Below are 15,914 nucleotides of genomic sequence, written 5' to 3' on the forward strand. Positions count from 1 at the left end.
ACATCGTGGTGATCCCAGGCTCCACGTGCCGTCGCTGACCGACCTGGGGCGCTACCAGGAGTCGAGGCACCTGCACTGGCACGTGGTCCACCGGGGCGAGAGCGCGGAGCAGATCCTCGCCGCCTACGGGCACCACGACGGCTGAGCGGACCGGCTTCGGTTGCCGGCGCGCCGCCGGGAGCGTCGCGTTCGGCCGTCGTCGCGTCGTGCTGTCAGGCCGCTGTGCCGGCGTGCCGTCGTGCCGGCGTGCCGTCGGGCCGTCGGGCCGTCATGTACCGCCGACCGCGTTCGCCGATGCGGTCGGCAGGTGACTCCCCCGTGCGGGGGACCGTGATCGTCCGCGAAGCCGACGCCCCGTCCCGGGGGTTCGGCGACGGTGGAGTCATGCCGATCAAGCTTCCTCTGGGCGACACCGAGCGCCCGGTTCCGCGTTGGGCACTTCGGCTCGCGAAGGCCCTTCCGTTCGTCGTCCTGCCGCACTGCCTGTGGCGGCTTCCGTTCGCCTTCGACTTCGAGATGGGGACGGTGGAACCGTCGGCACCGCCCACGTCGTGGTGGGCCCCGGTCTACGTGGTCGGGCTGAGCGTGCTGACCGAGGCACTGGCCCTCCTCTGTACCGGCCTGGTCAGCGGATGGGGCGAGAGGGTCCCGGACCGGGTGCCCCTGATCGGTGGCCGACGGGTCCCGCCGCTCGCCGCGGTGATCCCGGCGGCCTTGGGCGGACTGGGCCTGGTCGCGCTGTGGAACACCATGCCCCTCGCCTGGTTCGGCCTGCTGGGCTTTCACGAGGTCGCCTTCAGCAACGGCTGGTGGATGCTCCTGGCGCGTGTGTGCATCGGCCCGACGATGCTGTGGGGCCCGATCGTGCTCGCCCTCACCTATGCCTACCACCGGCGTCGCAGGGCGGTCCGACTCGGGTAGGAGCCGACGGCCGTCCTCGGTGAGCCGGCGGGCGCGTACCCCCGGCCCGCCGCCGACGTCCAGGAGGGACGCGGGGGCGGGCGGAAGGTGACGGCGCAGGAGCTCCTGTGTGCGCAGCAACTCGACGGTTCCGAGCGTGCGGCCGGCCGGGCCGACCACCGGAATCCGTACGGGGCGGCCGGGCCGCTCCGGCCCGGCCGCCCCGTACGGCCCGGACCCTTGCTCGTGGGTGCCGGTACCCCTCCTGCTTGGATACGGGTTGCCGTTCAGAGAGCAGGAAGCGTGCCCCGTACCACCCCGCCCCGGCCGCTCGGCATCGTCTCCGTGTTCCCGGAGCTCGCGGCCACGGCCAGGACCGCCACCTGGCTGCACCCCCGGCCCGGCACGCCCACCGTGCACGAGAGTTCGGTGGGCGGCCCGCTGCTGTGGCCCGCCGGTGAGCCCTGGGCGTCGTGCTCGCACGCGCACGACGCCCCCTTCGAGCTCACCACGCCGGACGAGGTGCGCACGCTGCGGCGGATACGCGCCCTCGACGTCTGGACGGACGAGGACCGCGCCGAGGTCGCCCGGATCCACGCCGGCCACGACCCGGAGCTGCTGCCCGAAGGCCCGCACCCGCTGGTGCCGGTCGCGCAGCTGTACGCCCGGGACGTCCCCGACCTGCCGTTCCCCGAGGGCACCGACCCGCTCCAGGTGCTGCCGGGCACGGACGCCGTCCAGCTGCGCCGGCGGCGGGCCGCCGACGTGACGGAGGCCCTGGCCGTCGCGCCGGAACCCGCGTACGTGGGCACGTACGAGCTGGTGCCCGTCCCGTGCGTGCTCCACCCGGAACAGGTCCGCGAGTACCCGGCCGCACACGACCTGGACATCGCCCGGTGGGAGGAGGCGGAGGACGGATCGCCCGGCTACCGGGAGGACCTGTCCGTCGCGCCGGGGTGGAAGGCCGGCGGCTGGGCGGCTCCGTTCACGTTCGGCGACTCGGGCGGTCCGGACGAGCTGCGCTGCCGGGAGTGCGCGGCCGTCGGCGAGCCGCTGCTCACGCTCGGCCACACCGAGTGGCAGGGCGAGACCGTCGGCTGGCGTCCCGTTTCGCGCCCCCCCACGGACGTGACCGTGGGCCGCGGCTACACCCTCCAGTTCTACGCGTGCCCCGCCGACGCCCGGCATCCGCCGGTGACCGTCACGCAGTGAGGCGGAACGGCCGCCGCTCGCCGCGCCGGTGGGCGAGCGGAGGCCCGCCTCGCGGCAGGGGCAGGCGAGTCCGTCGTCCACGGCCCGGGCGGAACCGCGAGGCCGTCCCCGGCATCCATCCCGACGGCCGCTGCGGATGCGTCGGCCGGGCGAGGAATCAACGACGGGGTGGGGTGGATCGGATGGAGCGAGTGCGGCCCGACGGCGTCGGGGACGTTCCGCGGGTGCAGGAACCCGCGCGCGTGACGCGCGGACGGTGGGGATGCGTGGCCGTCCCCCTGGCAGCCCTGGCCACGGGCGTGCTCGGAACGAAGCTCCTGTCAGCAGCCTGGCGGGCCTGCGACGTCGGCGTGAACGGTGCGGCCAACAGCCCCGCGCTGACCTTCTACGGCGTTCTGCTCACGCTCCTGGCGGCGGCTTGGTGGGGCGTGCTCGTCGGGTACGCGGGACGCCGGAGTCCCGCGGTCGCCCTTCTCGCCGGCACGGCCGGCAGCGCGGTCATGGTCTGGGCCTTCGTGGCCCTGCTCCAGGTCCCGCACGGCTACCGCTGTTGACCCCGGCTGCGGCTGAGGCGGCTGCTCCGGCTGCGCCTCCCGTGGAAAACCATGCGTGCTCCCGGCCCCGTCCCGGTTATCTTGCCTCGTCTCGAACAGGCCAGGCCAGGGAGGTCTCACACCATGAGCGGTGCCACGTCGTCGTCGTTGCCCGAGAGGATCGAGCTGACGGGGGAAGGGCTCGTCCTGCGCGACTGGACGGAGGCGGACCTGCCCGCGATGCCGGAGCTGTTCGACCACCCCGACATCGCGTACTGGACGCCGATCGTCTCCCCCTTCGACGAGGCGGCCGCGCGCACACGGCTGGCCCGGGACCGGCAGCTGCGGCAGGAGGGCACGACCATCCTCCTCGCCATCACCGTCGACGGCGGTGCCCCGCTCGGCGAGGTCATGCTGCGGCGCGCCCCGGAGGGCATGGAGATCGGCTACGCGGTCGGCCCGGCGCACCGGGGCCGGGGGCTGGCGGCACGGGCGGTACGGGTGATGGCGGCGTACGCGTTCGAGCAACTGGACGCGGAGCAGGTCATCCTGGAGCTGGAGGCCGAGAACGCCGCGAGCGTCGCCGTCGCGGGGAAGGCGGGCTTCAGCCTGCTCGACGTACCGCTGATCAAGGGGGAGGAGAAGGGCCGGCCGTTCGTCCTGCAGACGTGGGGCCTGAACCGCCCCTCGTGAGGGACGCGGCCCGCCGCGCCGCGTCGACCAGGGGCGGGGGTCCGGGAGCGGGCTCCGCGCGATCGCTCGCGGGAGGGTGAGGCGGCCGACGCCGGCGACGGAGACGGGGAGTTCGCCGAGCACCGGGCCGGGCCAGGCAGCCCTTGCTGGGGCCGTACCGCTCGCCGCATTGGACACCTCGGACGACAGCCGGTCGAGCCTCGACGGCTACGACGACGTCCGGGACTCCCTCCCTCCACCTGCGCTGAAGCCGAGCACCGACGGCCGACCAGGCATGCACCGCCGCTCGTCACGCAGCCGCTGCTTCGCCTTACACCTGCCGGCGCGGCGGCCCTGTGCGGAGACGGGCGGGGGCCGCTCGACGACGGCCGCACAGCAGGGTGGTCTTGCCGGTGCGGGGCGGGCCCCTGACAGCGAGCGCACGGCGTCCACCGCCACCTGCTGGCCCGCCGAGAGCGCCCCGGCCCTCTGCCACACCCTGCTCCCACCGTAGATGATCACTACTGCGCACCTTGAGGGGCAGGTGACGCCGGGTGAGGCGCTCACGGGCGCGGGGGCACGGCTGCACTTGGCGGGCCTGGGGGCGGCATTTCCGCCGAGTGCGTGGGCAACTGCTGAGTGTCGCAGCCCTCCGAGGAGCCGCTATACCCGGAATGCCGGATTCTCTGAAAGTGCTCGAAAACAGGAGCCAGCCCGCATAGAGTCCCAGGTCAAGAACCCTGCTCCCCGCACCCGCGGGGATGAACCCTGGAAGGGCCGGACGGTGCCAAGAAGTGGCTGCTGCTCCCCGCACCCGCGGGGATGAACCCGGTCTCATCACCTGTCTGCTGATCTCATACGGCTGCTCCCCGCACCCGCGGGGATGAACCCGGCCTGAACGAGCAGCGCAGGCCGTAGGAGTGCTGCTCCCCGCACCCGCGGGGATGAACCCGTGGTCACGTGGGTGCGCAGGTTCAGCTCTTGCTGCTCCCCGCACCCGCGGGGATGAACCCCAGACCGAGTGGCACCTCGACGACGAGCTCGTCTGCTCCCCGCACCCGCGGGGATGAACCCGCCGCCTACTACGCCGAGATCATCAAGCAGAACTGCTCCCCGCACCCGCGGGGATGAACCCGCGTCCTTGACCGCCAGCAGGCCCGCCTCGGACTGCTCCCCGCACCCGCCGGGATGAACCCGTCGAGTACCACCTCGGCTGGGTCCTCGTCGGCTGCTCCCCGCACCCGCGGGGATGAACCTCCGCAGCCGCCCAGCGTCACGCCGAGAACGGCCTGCTCCCCGCACCCGCGGGGATGAACCCCGGGCGATCTACAACCTCATCCGCCAGTTCGACTGCTCCCCGCACCCGCGGGGATGAACCCGCCGCGACCGGCGGCGGCTGGGCCGCGAACTGCTCCCCGCACCCGCGGGGATGAACCCTCGGCTCCCGCGTCGTCCGGGTCACCCCAGAGCGGCTCCCCGCAGGTGCGGGGATGAATCAGCGGATGGCCCCTGCGTCAACGGGCCGCCTGTTTCTCGCACGCGCAGGAGCGACGGCACTGCTCTTGCCGATGACCGACACGTCCCCCCCCCGGCGGGTGTGCTGCCACCGCCCGGGGTGCAGACCCCTGACCTCGCCCTGTGGCATGCCCCGTGCCCACCACTGGCCGGGGGTCAGGACGTTCGCCCCTCGAAGGACAGCACGGCACTCAGCGCTGCCGCACCGTCCAGCAGCGCCCTCGATCTGGCGCTGATGCCGGCGCTCCTGGCCGCCAGTGCCGAGGTGACGTCCTCCGACCGGCGGGCGCTCCGCAGGTCCGGCATGAGGGCCTGGAGGGGGGCGATGCGGTACCCGGCCTGGCGTAGCTGGTGGACGATCCGCGCGTCCCGGACCTGGGCCGGTGCGTAGCGGCGCGTGCCGCGCTCGGGGTCGCGCTCCGGGACGACAAGGCCTTCCGCATGCCAGTGCCGCAGGGTCGAAGGGCGTACACCGAGGGCGGCGGCGAGTTCGGAGACGCCCAGCGAGTCCGATGCGCGCACGTCCTCGATCGGCTCGCCTGCGATCGCCCGGGCGGCCTCCTCGGCCTGCCGTAGCCGTGCGCGTTCCGCGTCGAGCCGGGCGTGCGCCGCGTCGAGGAGGGCGAGCGCCTGCGCGACGGGGGACTGGTGGAAGGCCCTGACGATCTTCTTGGCCTCCACCGGCCCCACCCCCGCCGCGAGGGCCCGGTAGGCCAGTACGGACTGCAGATGCACTTCCCCGTAGACCCGGTATGCCGACGCCGTCCGCGCGGCCGCCGGAAGGACGCCGTCACGTTCGAGGTTGCGGATCTGCTGAACGGAGTACCCGGAACGCCGTGCGACATCAGCGGTCCGCAAACCGCCCGATTTGAGACTTTCCACCCCGTTGGCCCACCATCCCGCTCTCGAAGTCTCCACAAGCACTTCAATGGAACGCTAGAGCACATGACCATGGATGACATCATCGGCTTCGTCGACGGCCTCACCGGCGTCCTGACCCTCAAGCCCGCGCCCGGCGACGGCTCGCCGGAGATCAGCTGGGGTGACACGTACTTCTACTACGCCCCTGACGGCACCGCCCCGACCACGACCCAGCCGTTCGCGACGATCGTGACGAAGAACCACCCCGGCGACGAAACCTCCCGCCTGGACCGCCCGGACACCTTCCGCGTGAACGTCGCCGCTGGTACGGAGGCCTTCGTTCAGTGGACCGGCCACACGCCGCGTGAACCGGCCCCCGCCGAGGCGGCCGATCCCAGCGCCACGGACACGATGATCGCGCACCCCGTGTACGGCACCGTCGGCTGGCTGGCCGTGGTGAACCCGGGCGAGCGCACCGGAACCCCGCTGCGCGAGCTGCTGAGCAGGGCTCACCAGCTCGCCCGCGCCCGATACGACCGGCGCGCCGGATAGGTGACGCGGCGGAGAGGGGCGTGCGAGGGACCGGCCCTTCCTCGCTTCTCTCTTCCCACCCGTAGCCCAGTGCTGTTCCCCGTCTCATGATGTGTACACGTCGTGGCAAAGTGTGCCGCTCCGGTTAGGCTTCCGGCTGGCTATCTGGCTGGCTGACGGACGACCAGGATCAGAGGCGTTCCCGTCGATTACAGCGACAAGCCCCTGACCACAGCGGAGCCCTCGCCTTCGCCCTCCCCCCGGAGCCGCCGGGAGATCGGGAGTGTCCAGGGCTTCAGATCGTTCACCGCCGCTGGTATCCAACAGTCCCGTTCGTCGCCCCGACCTCAGGAGAGCCATGTCCGACCGCACGGGTCTGTTCGTCGGCACCGCCGCCTTCGCCGCCGTCATCGGCGTCATGGTCCTCGCCGCCAACACCCCCGGCACTGCTGCCGGCGCCGACCCCGGCCCCACGGCCACCCGTGCGCCCCTCAGTACCTACTCCCCCCTCGCCCGCTACACCAGCCCCAACGTCCCCACACCCACCCCCACCCTCACCCCGCTCGCCACCCCGTCCCCGGCCTACAGCCCCCGCGCCCGCGCCACGCCCGAGCCCACCCGGGGATCCGGCACCACGGGCGGCGGCGGCGCCGGCACGTCCCGAGGCAACCGCGACAACGGCGGCTACTACGACGGGAACTACGACAACGACGACTTCTGGCACCGCAGGTACGGCAACCCCGACGAGTACTACGACGGCAACTACGACAACGACGACAGCTACCACCGCAAGTACGGACAAAAGAACCGCCCCCGCCGCTGACCCGTCTCACCTCCTCACCTCCTCACCTCCTCACCCCCTCACCCCCTCACCCCCTCACCCCCGCACCCCCTCACGGCGCGGCCCGGCGCCTCCCCGCCCCCGCCCCCGGCAGGACCGCGGAACGTGCCGCCGTCGGCGGTGGCTGGGTACCCTGGCCACGGCCCGACCGGGAGGACACCGTGACCGCACGAGACTGGCCGCAGATGAGCCGTGAGGCCTTCGAGGCCATCGCGGAAGCCGCCGCGCAGCACGACGTCAGGCTCGAATGCGTCAACGGAGAACCGGCCGTCAAGCCCGTGCCCGACGGCGACCACGGCGAGATCGTCATGTGGCTGCTCGAACACTGCCTGCGGCAACGCCCCGACCTGCGGCTCTACCCCGAGCAGGGCCTGCGCGTCGGAACGCACGGCAACGGCAACGCACGCCCGGACGGCACGCTCGCCCCCCGGGGATACTTCACCGGCCGGAAGGAGTGGGCCGGCACCGAGGGCGTCCTCATGGTGCTCGAAGTCACCTCGTACGACGCGGAGACCGACCAGCGGGACCGTCAGGACAAGCCGCGGGCCTACGCCGAGAGGGACATCCCGGTCTACCTGCTCATCGACCGGGACGACGGCGTCCTGGTCCTGCACACCGACCCCGCCGACGGCAGGTACCGCACCCGGACGTTCTCCTTCGGCGACACGGTACGGATCCCCGACCCGGTGAACATCACCCTCGACGACACTGGCATGCTCGGGAACCACGTTCGCCGAAGTCGAACACGAGGGGGCGGGACGCGTTGACGCACGAGGACGTCCACGCCGGGGAGTACGGTGCCCGCGCGCGGTGTCTGCCCGAGCCGTGGATGTGCGATGTGTTCGAGGTCGACGGCAGCCTGCGGGACATCCGGATGCTCGACGTGACGCGCGCCGAGTGGATCGCGGTCCTCGACCGCCTGCGTGAGGTCGCCGACGAGACCGAGGTGGAGCACCCCTACCCCGGACTCGATCCCGTCCGTCCGGCCGTCGCCGACCTCTTCCGCGTCTGGGCGGACGAGCCGGAGGGCGAGGGCACGAGTTTCGCCTTCCGGGCTCGGTTCGGCGCGGTGTGGTTCTTCGCCCTGCCCTTCGACGAGGAGGAGATCGAGTTCTCGGTCTGGCCCGACGACGTCGTCGACGGGGCGGGGGTCGCCGCCGTGCTGCGGTTCCTGGTCGAGATCGCGACGGCCGGCCGGCGACGGGCCCTGCTGACCGCCGAAGTCGTCCGGTACGACCCGGGCCTGCCGACGCTGATCTCCCACGACCCGACCACCGGAGTCACCTCCCACATCTGATCAGCGCGGCGGTCGGTTCCGTACGAGGGCCAGTTCCCCGGCCGTCAGGGGCGGTCCGGTCAGGGGCGGGCGCAGGGGGCCGCGTACGGCGCCGAGCAGGACGCGCGGCTTGACCAGGGTGGTCAGCGGGGCCTGGAGGGAGGTGACGTCGAAGAAGTCCTTCGTCATCGTGAAGCTCCCGCAGCAGGTGTTCAGCAGGCGGTAGGTGTAGCGGGACAGGATCCTGTCCTTGGGTGACGGGCCGTCCTGCGCGCTCCCCTGTACCCCCGGGTAGAACACGTCGTGCCCCAGGGCCAGGTCCCAGGCGGCCGTGACCGGCCCGGCCATGGCCTTCTGGGCGCGCTGCGCCAGCCGCGGTGCGTCCACTCCGCGGTCCGACACGAGGTCCCGGAGCACGCGCGCGGCCTGGGCGGCCACCGACATGGCGTGCCCGTAGATGGGGTTGAACGCCGCGAGGGCGTCGCCGAGTACGACGAACCGCTCCGGCCAGTCCCGGACGTCCTCGAAGTAGCGGCGGGAGTTGCGCGTGCTGCGGCTGACCGTGACGTCGGTCAGCGGCTCCAGGCCGGAGATCATCTCGGCTATGAGGGGGTGACGCAGTCCGCGGGCGAACGCCTCGAAGTCCTCGCTCCTGCCGGTGGGTTCGCCCCCTCTGGTCCCGGCCGTGGTGACGATCCACCGCCCGCCCTCGATGGGGAGGATGCTGCCGCTCTGCCCCGGGCGTGCCGTGCGGGGGTCGGACTGCACCACGACGAGGGGGAAGCCGGCGGTTCCCGCGGGGGCGCGGAAGACGCGGCTCGCGTACGTGAGCCCCAGGTCCAGGGAGCGTTCGGGCGCGGGCCCCACCCCCAGCGCCGCCAGGTGCCGCGGGGCGCGCGAGCCCCGCCCGCTCGCGTCGACGACGAAGTCGGCCTCCAGGACCGCCTCCCGCCCGTCCGCCCCGCGCGTACGGACGCCCGTGACGCGCCGGGCGGTGCCGGTGAGGCCCTCGACGCGGGTGCGGTGGAGGACGGTCACCCGGGTGTCGGCGAGGAGGAGCCCGCGCACGACGGAATCCAGCAGGTCCCGGCTGCAGGCGATCAGGAAGGCGGTCTCCGTGCTCCAGCGGCGGAGCCACCCCTCGGGAGTGAAGCCCACCATGCCGGTGGGGATCGGGATGCGGTTCGCGCCGGCGGCCGTCCACCCGGCGGTGACCCCGGGCAGGAGGGCTTCGGCGGCGCGCACCCCGCTGCCCCAGAACATGTGCGCGTGGCTCGCCTGGGGCAGTCCCTTACGGGGCTGCGGGCCGGCCGGCAGCTCGTCGCCCTCGACGATGAGCACCTCGTCCACCGCCTCGCGCAGCGCGGCGGCGGCCAGCGTTCCGGCGAGGCCGCCGCCGATCACGACGGCCCGGCGCCGTGCGGATCCCGTGGCGGTGCTGCTGCTGGGGCGGGTCATGTGCCTGCTCTCTCACGGGCCGTGCCGTAGGCGGGCGGCGGCTGATGCACCGCCGATGCTGCCACAGCGGCGGCAACCGGAACCGGCCGGGCCCGCACATCACACGCCCCCCGGCCCCGGCCCCGGCCTCCGGACGACCGCGTCGCGCTCGAGGAGCGTGACGCCGGCGAACCGGGCGAGGACGGGACGGACGCGGCGAAGAGCCCGGTGGCGGGTGGGGCGCCGGCCCGCGCTGCCGCGAGTGACACCCGGTGCTCTGCGCAGTGGTCACCGCCCGGCCGCCCCCCATGCCCTCCCCCCCGGTACGGCGGACCGCTCGCGGAACTGACCGCCGGCTCACCGCCGGCTCACCGCCCGCTCACCGCGCCGCGTCCCTCCCCGGCGGCAGCCCGGACCGGAGCACCCCGGCGAGGAGCCGCTCGAGCTGCTCCGTCGTCAGCGAAGCGTGCCGCAGGTCCACCCCCCGCACCCCGTACTTCTCCAGCAGCAGCCGGACCGGCTGCTGCTCCGGGGCTTCGAGGGAGCGCAGGACCGGCAGGAGCACCCGGTTGAGCGCCTCGTCGGCCGGAGCGGTGAAGAAGCCCTCACCGCCCCCGACCCCGAAGAACCCCACGAGGCCGCTCAGCACCTCCCCGGCGGGCACCTCGGCCCCGCCGCAGAGCCGCCGCGCCCCGTCGGAGGAGATCCGCAACGCCTCGGCCACGGCTGCGGCCAGCTCCGACAGGGGTCGGCCCGTACGGGCCAGGTGGGCGTCCGCCAGCCGCTTGAGCCGGGCGCACACCCGCTCGTCGACGGTTTCCCGGGGCGCGTCACCGCCGCCGAGGAGCTGACGGACCGTACGCTCCTCCAGCGCCGTCCTGCGCGCCAGTTCCCGCACGTCCAACAGTTCCGATCTGGAAAGGCCCCGCTCTTCGATCAGCGCGTCGAGGCGCCGAAGAGTCTGGGGGAGGGGTAACTCCACCTGCGTGCTCCCGGGAATGGACGCTCGACTGCCGAGCCAGATGTAGTCACCATACGTGCCATGGCCAACGATTGGGAGCTCACGGCGGCCCTTACCCTAACGGCCTTTCACCCTCAACGGCCGTTCGCCGACGGAGAGCGATCGTTGACCATCGGCCCGCCGAAGCCGGTGCTCTGGGGTGACGTTCGCGGGGCCGGGGTGAGAGGGGTGCCGTTCAGGTCGGTCTCGCCGGCCACGTCCCACCACAGCTCGCCGTCCTCCGTGAGGTAGGGCACGTCGCCGTCCACGTCCCCGCCGTGGTCGAGGGCGTCGGCCACGGCGGTCAGGTACACGGCCAGCGAGGGCCAGCCGTCGTCGAAGTGACCGCTGTCGTCATGCGACGCGTGGCCCAGGCGGCCCTGTGAGGGGCCCTCGCGCATGTCGATGACCTGGGCGTCGCCGTCGCTCTCCGCCCACGGGATCCACTGCGGGTGCCACCAGGGTTCGCCGTCCTCGGCCGCCTCGGTCAGGTCGGGGTCGTCACCGGCGATCTCGACGCACATCCGCCAGTGGTCGAGGATCCGCGCGACGGACAGGGGCGGCTGGTCCGGCACCAGGTTGGCCCACTCGGTCAGTCCGTCGTGGCAGGCCAGCGATTCCAGGAGGTCCGCGGGGAAGCGGAGCCCCATCGCCGCCTGCGCGGCCTCGACTTCGGCGGGATCCGCGGGCGGCGCGAGCTGTGCGTACGACGCGGGGGCGTGGCGCCGCGTCCAGTTGTCGATCCGGGCCCAGGAGCGGGCCACCGGCTGCGGGGCGGGGAGGGTGAGCGGCCTGCGCAGGAGGTGCAGGCCGCGCCGCCAGTGGAGGTACTTGTCGGTGTCGGCCCAGAGCGCGCGCAGCTCGGAAGGCCCGGCTTCGACGCGGTCCAGGGCGCGGACGGCGCTCTCCCGCAGGTCGGCGGGGAGTGCGGGGACCGGCAGGTCCGGCCCGTAGGGGCTCGTGACGGGCCGGCCGCCGGGGCACTGGGCGGCTACGAGCGCGACCGCCGCCACCGCTTCGGCCGCCAGGCGCTGGTCGAGGGGGTCGTCCGCGTCGAGGACACGGGTGAGGACGTCCCGTATGAGGCCGGGGCGGTCGGCCTCGGCGGCCTCGTCGAGGTCGCCGCAGAAGTCCGCCGCGGTGTCGTTGTCGAAGGGGCCGACGTCCCAGGTGCCCATGGATCTCCTCGAGGTGGGGGTGCCCCGGGATACTGCCAGGCGGCACCGACAGCGGCGCGGGGCGGGGCGGGCCGGTCGGTTCCGGCTCGCCGCGACGGTGTCCTTCGCCACGAGGACGCCGTCGGACCAGCAGAGCCGGTAGAGGTCGACCTCCTCCAGCAGGTCGCGGCCGGAACGGTAGAACTCGCAGTCGGCACCCGGCACCCGGCGGCCGGGCTGCGGAACGGGCGTGGCCGGGCGGGTGGCGGCCGCCCGGCCGAGCAGGTCCTCGACCGTGTCCTTGACCGTGCCCTTCCCCCCGGCAGGACGACGGAACGCTTCCCGTTCCCCGACGACGTCGCGGTGCTCACCGCTGTCCCCTCTCCCCGGTGCCGCCGGACGCGTACTCGACGCTCCGCGCGGTCAGGTCCACGTACGCCTGCTCCCGCGAGACCCGTCCGTCGCTCAGCGCATGCAGCCGTACGCCGCAGTGGTGGGCGAGGTGACCGCCCTCGGCCGCGCTCATGCCGCCCACGGCGAGTCCCCCGACGCTGACGTCTCCACGCTCACGCGACCGGCTCACGGACCGGGAGCGCGACGTACTGGCAGGGCTCGCGGCGGGGCTGTCCATCGCGGAGATCGGGAGCCGGCCGCACCTGGTGGAGGGCCGGTGAGGCCCATGTCAGCGCCGTCCTGGCGAGGCTGGGCGCCCGCAACCGGGTCGGGGCGGCCGCGGCCGCCCACGAGGCGGGCCTGACCCGGCCGCCCCGCGGCTGACCCGGAACGTACGGGTCTCCCACGCACGCGGTGGGGGTGGGCCGGATTCGAACCGGCGTCATCCCTCTGAGCAAGAGGGTGCGACGACCTCTGCGCTACCTGCCCCCACCGCGGCGCGAACAGGCTACGGCAACCGACACCGTCCGGCGGTGCTAGAAGACCCGGGCGCGCAGGTGCCGCGTGCGGTCGTCCAGGATCTCGCGCAGCCACGGGCTCCGGGTGGCCGGCAAGCGGACGAGGGCGTGCCGGAAGGCCCCCGGGTCGACCCGGAAGAGGTAATGGGGGCGTGGCAGGGGAGGGTCGTCGCGGAGCACGCCGTCGGGCATGGTTCCCGAGGCGGGCGGGCGGAGGCGGAGGTGCGGTCCGGGGAAGGCCATCCACAGCCAGATCCCGAACGGCAGCGGCACCGGCGTCGCCACCGGCCGTACGGGGGCGTCGGGCCGGTCCGGGCTCCAGAGTTCGCCCGTCTGCGGGTGGGTCGGCACGACGACGATGTCGGCGTCCGGGCCGGGTGCGGGCAGCCCCGGTCCGGCCAGGACGGCGCGCAGGGCCGGACCCGCCGAGGGCAGCAGCACGTCGAGGGCCCGTTGGAACACCTCCGTCATCAGGGCGTGCGGGCGGACGGTCACCGGTCGGCCGCCGGAGGCCGCCAGCAGGTGGGCCAGGCACCGTCCGGCCGCCGCTTCCCACTGCGGGCTCCATGACCACCAGTCGTCCTTCCCGGAGAGCGAGCCCCATCTGGTGACCGGCGCGACCGGCGGCGTGGCCTCACCCTCCTCCAGCAGCTCCGCCCAGGAGAGCACCGCGGAGCCGGAGCTGTCGTCGGCCGGGAGGCACCGCACGGCGTCCGGCGCGAGCCAGACCGCCTGCCAGAGCGAGCAGTCGTCGATCCGGCTCGCCACGGGCAGACCACACGCCTCGCAGGCCGTGTTGGGGCCGTCACCCCAGTCGAGGCCGCAGCAGTAGCCGCCGGCCCGGTCCGGGAGGAGCACGGTGCCGCGGGCGTCACCCGGGGCGATGACGACGGCGCCGGGCAGGCCGTCGGACGAGCCGTGGAGCGGAGGCTCCCGTTCCACGGCGAAGGTCCCCGGCTCCATGAGCACCGGGAGCTGAAGCCCGTTCCCCCACTTCTGGCGGGCGTGCACCGGCAGCGCGACCGGGGCCAGCGGGACGGTCAGCCCGGCGCCGCATCCCGCACACACGAAAACGAACAAACATCCTCCGCGCAACGAAACGGGTGGCATCGTCGCAGCTCCGGGGCCGGCTGGCCAACGGGTTTCGCCGCGACGGCACCCCACACGCCGGCGCCGACCGGAACTGCCCCCACCGCTCGCCACGGAGGGAGACGGGCCGCTGGACGGGCCGCTGGACGGTGTGCTCCGTTCCGCCCATGCTGTACGGATGTTTGGACGCCTACGACGACCCTGGCAGGACCGGCGAGCGCGGCAGGACGCGGACGTTGCGGTCCGCATGAACGACTTCTACGACTCGCTCCCGCCGGCGGAGCGGGCATCCGCCCGCGACGTGGCCCTCGCCTACGGGCGCACCCTCTACGGCGGCGGCTACGAGCGCCTCCTCAGCCGGAAGCGCGCCGCCACCTCCCCGTACTACGTCGGCCTGTCCTCGGAGACGGCGAGCTTCACGCACGTCACCAAGCGGGTGGTCCTGGTCGCGGACACGATCCTGCTGTCCGACCACGGCGTCGGGGCGGTGCACGAACTCGGGCGGTACACGGAGTCCGACGGGTTCCCGATGGGGACGACGGCCAGCGACCTGTCCCTCATGAGGCGCACCTGGCGCTACGGGATGGTGACCAACGACCTCACCGAGCTGGGCCAGTGGCTCCTGGACGCCGAGCCCCTGCTGCGCAGCGGACTGGTCTGGTACGGCCCGGTCTACGCGGAAGGCAGGAGCGACAACACCACGGACTTCTCCCCGCGCGCCCCGGACCCCGGCCGGCTCCCCTCGTTCAGCGACCGGTCCGTCGACTTCGTGGTGGAGCACGGCCGCGCCGTGGACCTGGCGACGGCCAAGCCCCTCGCCAGCCGCGTGGTCCGGCCGATCCTGGAGGTCGACCTCCCCTTCATCGACGGGCTCGGCCTCCACGACTTCGCGCAGGTCACCAGCGAGGAGTTCGACTCCTACGCCCAGTACCGCGACTTCATGCGCTCCCGGCTCCTCGAACTCGACGGCGCACTCGAAGCGGTCGACTCCCAGGTCGCCCTGGAACGCGTCGCGCTCTCCATACGCGACGAACTGAACGCCGCCACCGCCACGATGCGCAGCGCGGCCAGGACCAGGGCCCTGACCCGCTCCGGCGCCGTACTGGGGACGACGAGCGCCGTCCTCGCCGCGGTCCGCCCCGAGGCGCTCGAAGGCGCGCTGGCCCTCAGCGCGACGCTCGCGGCCGGAGCCACCGGCCTGTGGCCCGCCGTCCAGTCCTTCGCCGACGTCAAACCCAGGCGCGCGCACGGCAAGTGGCACTACGTGTGGGTCCTGCGCAAGAAGGCGGCCGCCCGCTGAGCCACCGGCCCGCTGAGCCACCGTCCGGCCGCCCGCTGAGCGAGCAGCCGCCCGCTGAGCGGCCGGCCGCCCGCTGAGCGGCACGACGGACCCCGGTCTGGCGGCGACCCGTGCCGACTGGGAGGATGCCGGGATGGAGTCGCTGATCGCCGCCCTCCCGGCAGAGTTCCGGACCGTCCGCTACGAGGGCTCGCGCTACCCGGGCGCCGCGTCCGTCGCCGCCCGGCCGGGCCTCGCGGCCGGCGCCAACTGCCAGCTGTACGCGTACGAGGTGCTGCGCCACTTCGGCCTGACGCCCCCGGACCTGCGCTCCTCCGAGCTCTGGAGCGACACCGAGGCCACGGTCCGCGTCCCGGTCGCCCAGCGCCTCGACCTGGTCCTGTACGGCCCCACGGACAACGCGTACGGGGCCCACGTCGGCGTCCACGCCGGAGACGACGCCGTCCTCCACCTGTGCGCGGAGGTCGGGCACCCGGTGGTGTGGTCGGAGGCGGACTTCGCGGCCCACGAGCGCTACGCCGTCCGGATCGGCGCCAAGAGGGTCCTGCGGAGACCCGCCTGAGCCGAGAGCGGGGGCGCCGGCGGGGGCGCCGGCGGAGGCGTCGGCGGGGAGCCGGCGGGACGCCGGCGCTCAAGGACCGGAACCTCCGGACGGAATCCTGCATCAGGATGAGCGGGA

Annotated in this window: 16 protein-coding genes, 1 tRNA gene, 1 pseudogene and 1 CRISPR repeat array; of the genes and pseudogenes, 11 read left to right on the forward strand and 7 right to left on the reverse strand. The window is 73.7% G+C overall.

Annotated elements, in window-relative coordinates; translation table 11 throughout:
• The first annotated feature begins 384 nt into the window (after nt 1-384).
• The 4 genes from AC069X_RS25580 (at nt 385) to AC069X_RS25595 (ending at nt 3,338) form a co-directional block, all read left to right on the forward strand.
• On the forward strand, nt 385-921 hold the full coding sequence (locus AC069X_RS25580) for a hypothetical protein (RefSeq protein ID WP_478731791.1): 537 nt from the start codon (nt 385-387) through the stop codon (nt 919-921).
• Between the two features lie 282 nt (nt 922-1,203).
• Nucleotides 1,204-2,112 (forward strand): hypothetical protein, encoded by a 909-nt coding sequence (locus AC069X_RS25585; protein ID WP_478731793.1) that lies wholly within the window; start codon nt 1,204-1,206, stop codon nt 2,110-2,112.
• A 266-nt stretch (nt 2,113-2,378) separates the two neighbouring features.
• Nucleotides 2,379-2,666 (forward strand): hypothetical protein, encoded by a 288-nt coding sequence (locus AC069X_RS25590; protein WP_478731794.1) that lies wholly within the window; start codon nt 2,379-2,381, stop codon nt 2,664-2,666.
• 123 nt (nt 2,667-2,789) lie between these two features.
• On the forward strand, nt 2,790-3,338 hold the full coding sequence (locus AC069X_RS25595) for a GNAT family N-acetyltransferase (protein ID WP_478731798.1): 549 nt from the start codon (nt 2,790-2,792) through the stop codon (nt 3,336-3,338).
• A 719-nt stretch (nt 3,339-4,057) separates the two neighbouring features.
• A CRISPR array of direct repeats spans nt 4,058-4,754; the repeat unit is 29 nt; unit sequence CTGCTCCCCGCACCCGCGGGGATGAACCC.
• Nucleotides 4,755-4,988: 234 nt separating this feature from the next.
• Here AC069X_RS25595 and AC069X_RS25600 read toward each other — a convergent pair.
• Nucleotides 4,989-5,756 (reverse strand): MerR family transcriptional regulator, encoded by a 768-nt coding sequence (locus tag AC069X_RS25600; protein WP_478731805.1) that lies wholly within the window; start codon nt 5,754-5,756, stop codon nt 4,989-4,991.
• Between the two features lie 21 nt (nt 5,757-5,777).
• Between AC069X_RS25600 and AC069X_RS25605 the strand changes: the two genes are divergently transcribed.
• The 4 genes from AC069X_RS25605 to AC069X_RS25620 all read left to right on the forward strand — a co-directional run bounded on the left by AC069X_RS25605 (nt 5,778) and on the right by AC069X_RS25620 (nt 8,362).
• Nucleotides 5,778-6,245 carry a DUF6194 family protein gene (locus AC069X_RS25605; RefSeq protein ID WP_478731807.1) on the forward strand — a complete coding sequence of 156 codons (468 nt, stop codon included), beginning with the start codon at nt 5,778-5,780 and terminating at the stop codon, nt 6,243-6,245.
• Between the two features lie 337 nt (nt 6,246-6,582).
• Nucleotides 6,583-7,047, forward strand: a complete 465-nt coding sequence (locus tag AC069X_RS25610; RefSeq protein ID WP_478731808.1) for a hypothetical protein — start codon at nt 6,583-6,585, stop codon at nt 7,045-7,047.
• 179 nt (nt 7,048-7,226) lie between these two features.
• Entirely contained in the window at nt 7,227-7,832 is a 606-nt protein-coding gene (locus AC069X_RS25615; RefSeq protein ID WP_478731810.1) for a Uma2 family endonuclease, read from the forward strand.
• Entirely contained in the window at nt 7,829-8,362 is a 534-nt protein-coding gene (locus AC069X_RS25620; RefSeq protein WP_478731812.1) for a hypothetical protein, read from the forward strand. The genes AC069X_RS25615 and AC069X_RS25620 overlap by 4 nt, the downstream gene beginning before the upstream one ends.
• Here AC069X_RS25620 and AC069X_RS25625 read toward each other — a convergent pair whose 3' ends face one another.
• The 4 genes from AC069X_RS25625 to AC069X_RS25640 form a co-directional block, all read right to left on the reverse strand.
• A complete protein-coding gene (locus AC069X_RS25625; RefSeq protein ID WP_478731814.1) occupies nt 8,363-9,799 on the reverse strand; it encodes an FAD-dependent oxidoreductase in 1,437 nt (478 codons plus the stop codon). It abuts the gene before it with no gap.
• Between the two features lie 358 nt (nt 9,800-10,157).
• A complete protein-coding gene (locus tag AC069X_RS25630) occupies nt 10,158-10,760 on the reverse strand; it encodes a hypothetical protein (RefSeq protein WP_478731816.1) in 603 nt (200 codons plus the stop codon).
• A gap of 113 nt (nt 10,761-10,873) precedes the next feature.
• Nucleotides 10,874-12,160 (reverse strand): DUF4259 domain-containing protein, encoded by a 1,287-nt coding sequence (locus tag AC069X_RS25635; RefSeq protein ID WP_478731818.1) that lies wholly within the window; start codon nt 12,158-12,160, stop codon nt 10,874-10,876.
• Between the two features lie 142 nt (nt 12,161-12,302).
• Nucleotides 12,303-12,461: a hypothetical protein gene (locus AC069X_RS25640; protein ID WP_478731820.1), complete on the reverse strand. Its 159-nt coding sequence runs from the start codon at nt 12,459-12,461 to the stop codon at nt 12,303-12,305.
• Between the two features lie 37 nt (nt 12,462-12,498).
• Between AC069X_RS25640 and AC069X_RS25645 the strand changes: the two are divergent.
• Nucleotides 12,499-12,712 (forward strand): annotated as a pseudogene (locus tag AC069X_RS25645) (helix-turn-helix domain-containing protein); the annotation flags it as partial.
• Nucleotides 12,713-12,743: 31 nt separating this feature from the next.
• Here the strand turns inward: AC069X_RS25645 and AC069X_RS25650 are convergent.
• Nucleotides 12,744-12,819, reverse strand: a tRNA-Ser gene (locus tag AC069X_RS25650).
• A 45-nt stretch (nt 12,820-12,864) separates the two neighbouring features.
• A complete protein-coding gene (locus AC069X_RS25655) occupies nt 12,865-13,926 on the reverse strand; it encodes a hypothetical protein (RefSeq protein WP_478731822.1) in 1,062 nt (353 codons plus the stop codon).
• Between the two features lie 256 nt (nt 13,927-14,182).
• Between AC069X_RS25655 and AC069X_RS25660 the strand changes: the two genes are divergently transcribed.
• Together AC069X_RS25660 and AC069X_RS25665 are read left to right on the forward strand one after the other, a co-directional pair.
• Complete coding sequence (locus AC069X_RS25660; RefSeq protein WP_478731823.1) at nt 14,183-15,235, forward strand: hypothetical protein; 1,053 nt, start codon at nt 14,183-14,185, stop codon at nt 15,233-15,235.
• Between the two features lie 133 nt (nt 15,236-15,368).
• A complete protein-coding gene (locus tag AC069X_RS25665; RefSeq protein WP_478731825.1) occupies nt 15,369-15,797 on the forward strand; it encodes a hydrolase in 429 nt (142 codons plus the stop codon).
• Nucleotides 15,798-15,914 lie beyond the last annotated feature (117 nt).

The organism is Streptomyces sp. NPDC043896 (assembly GCF_056435605.1).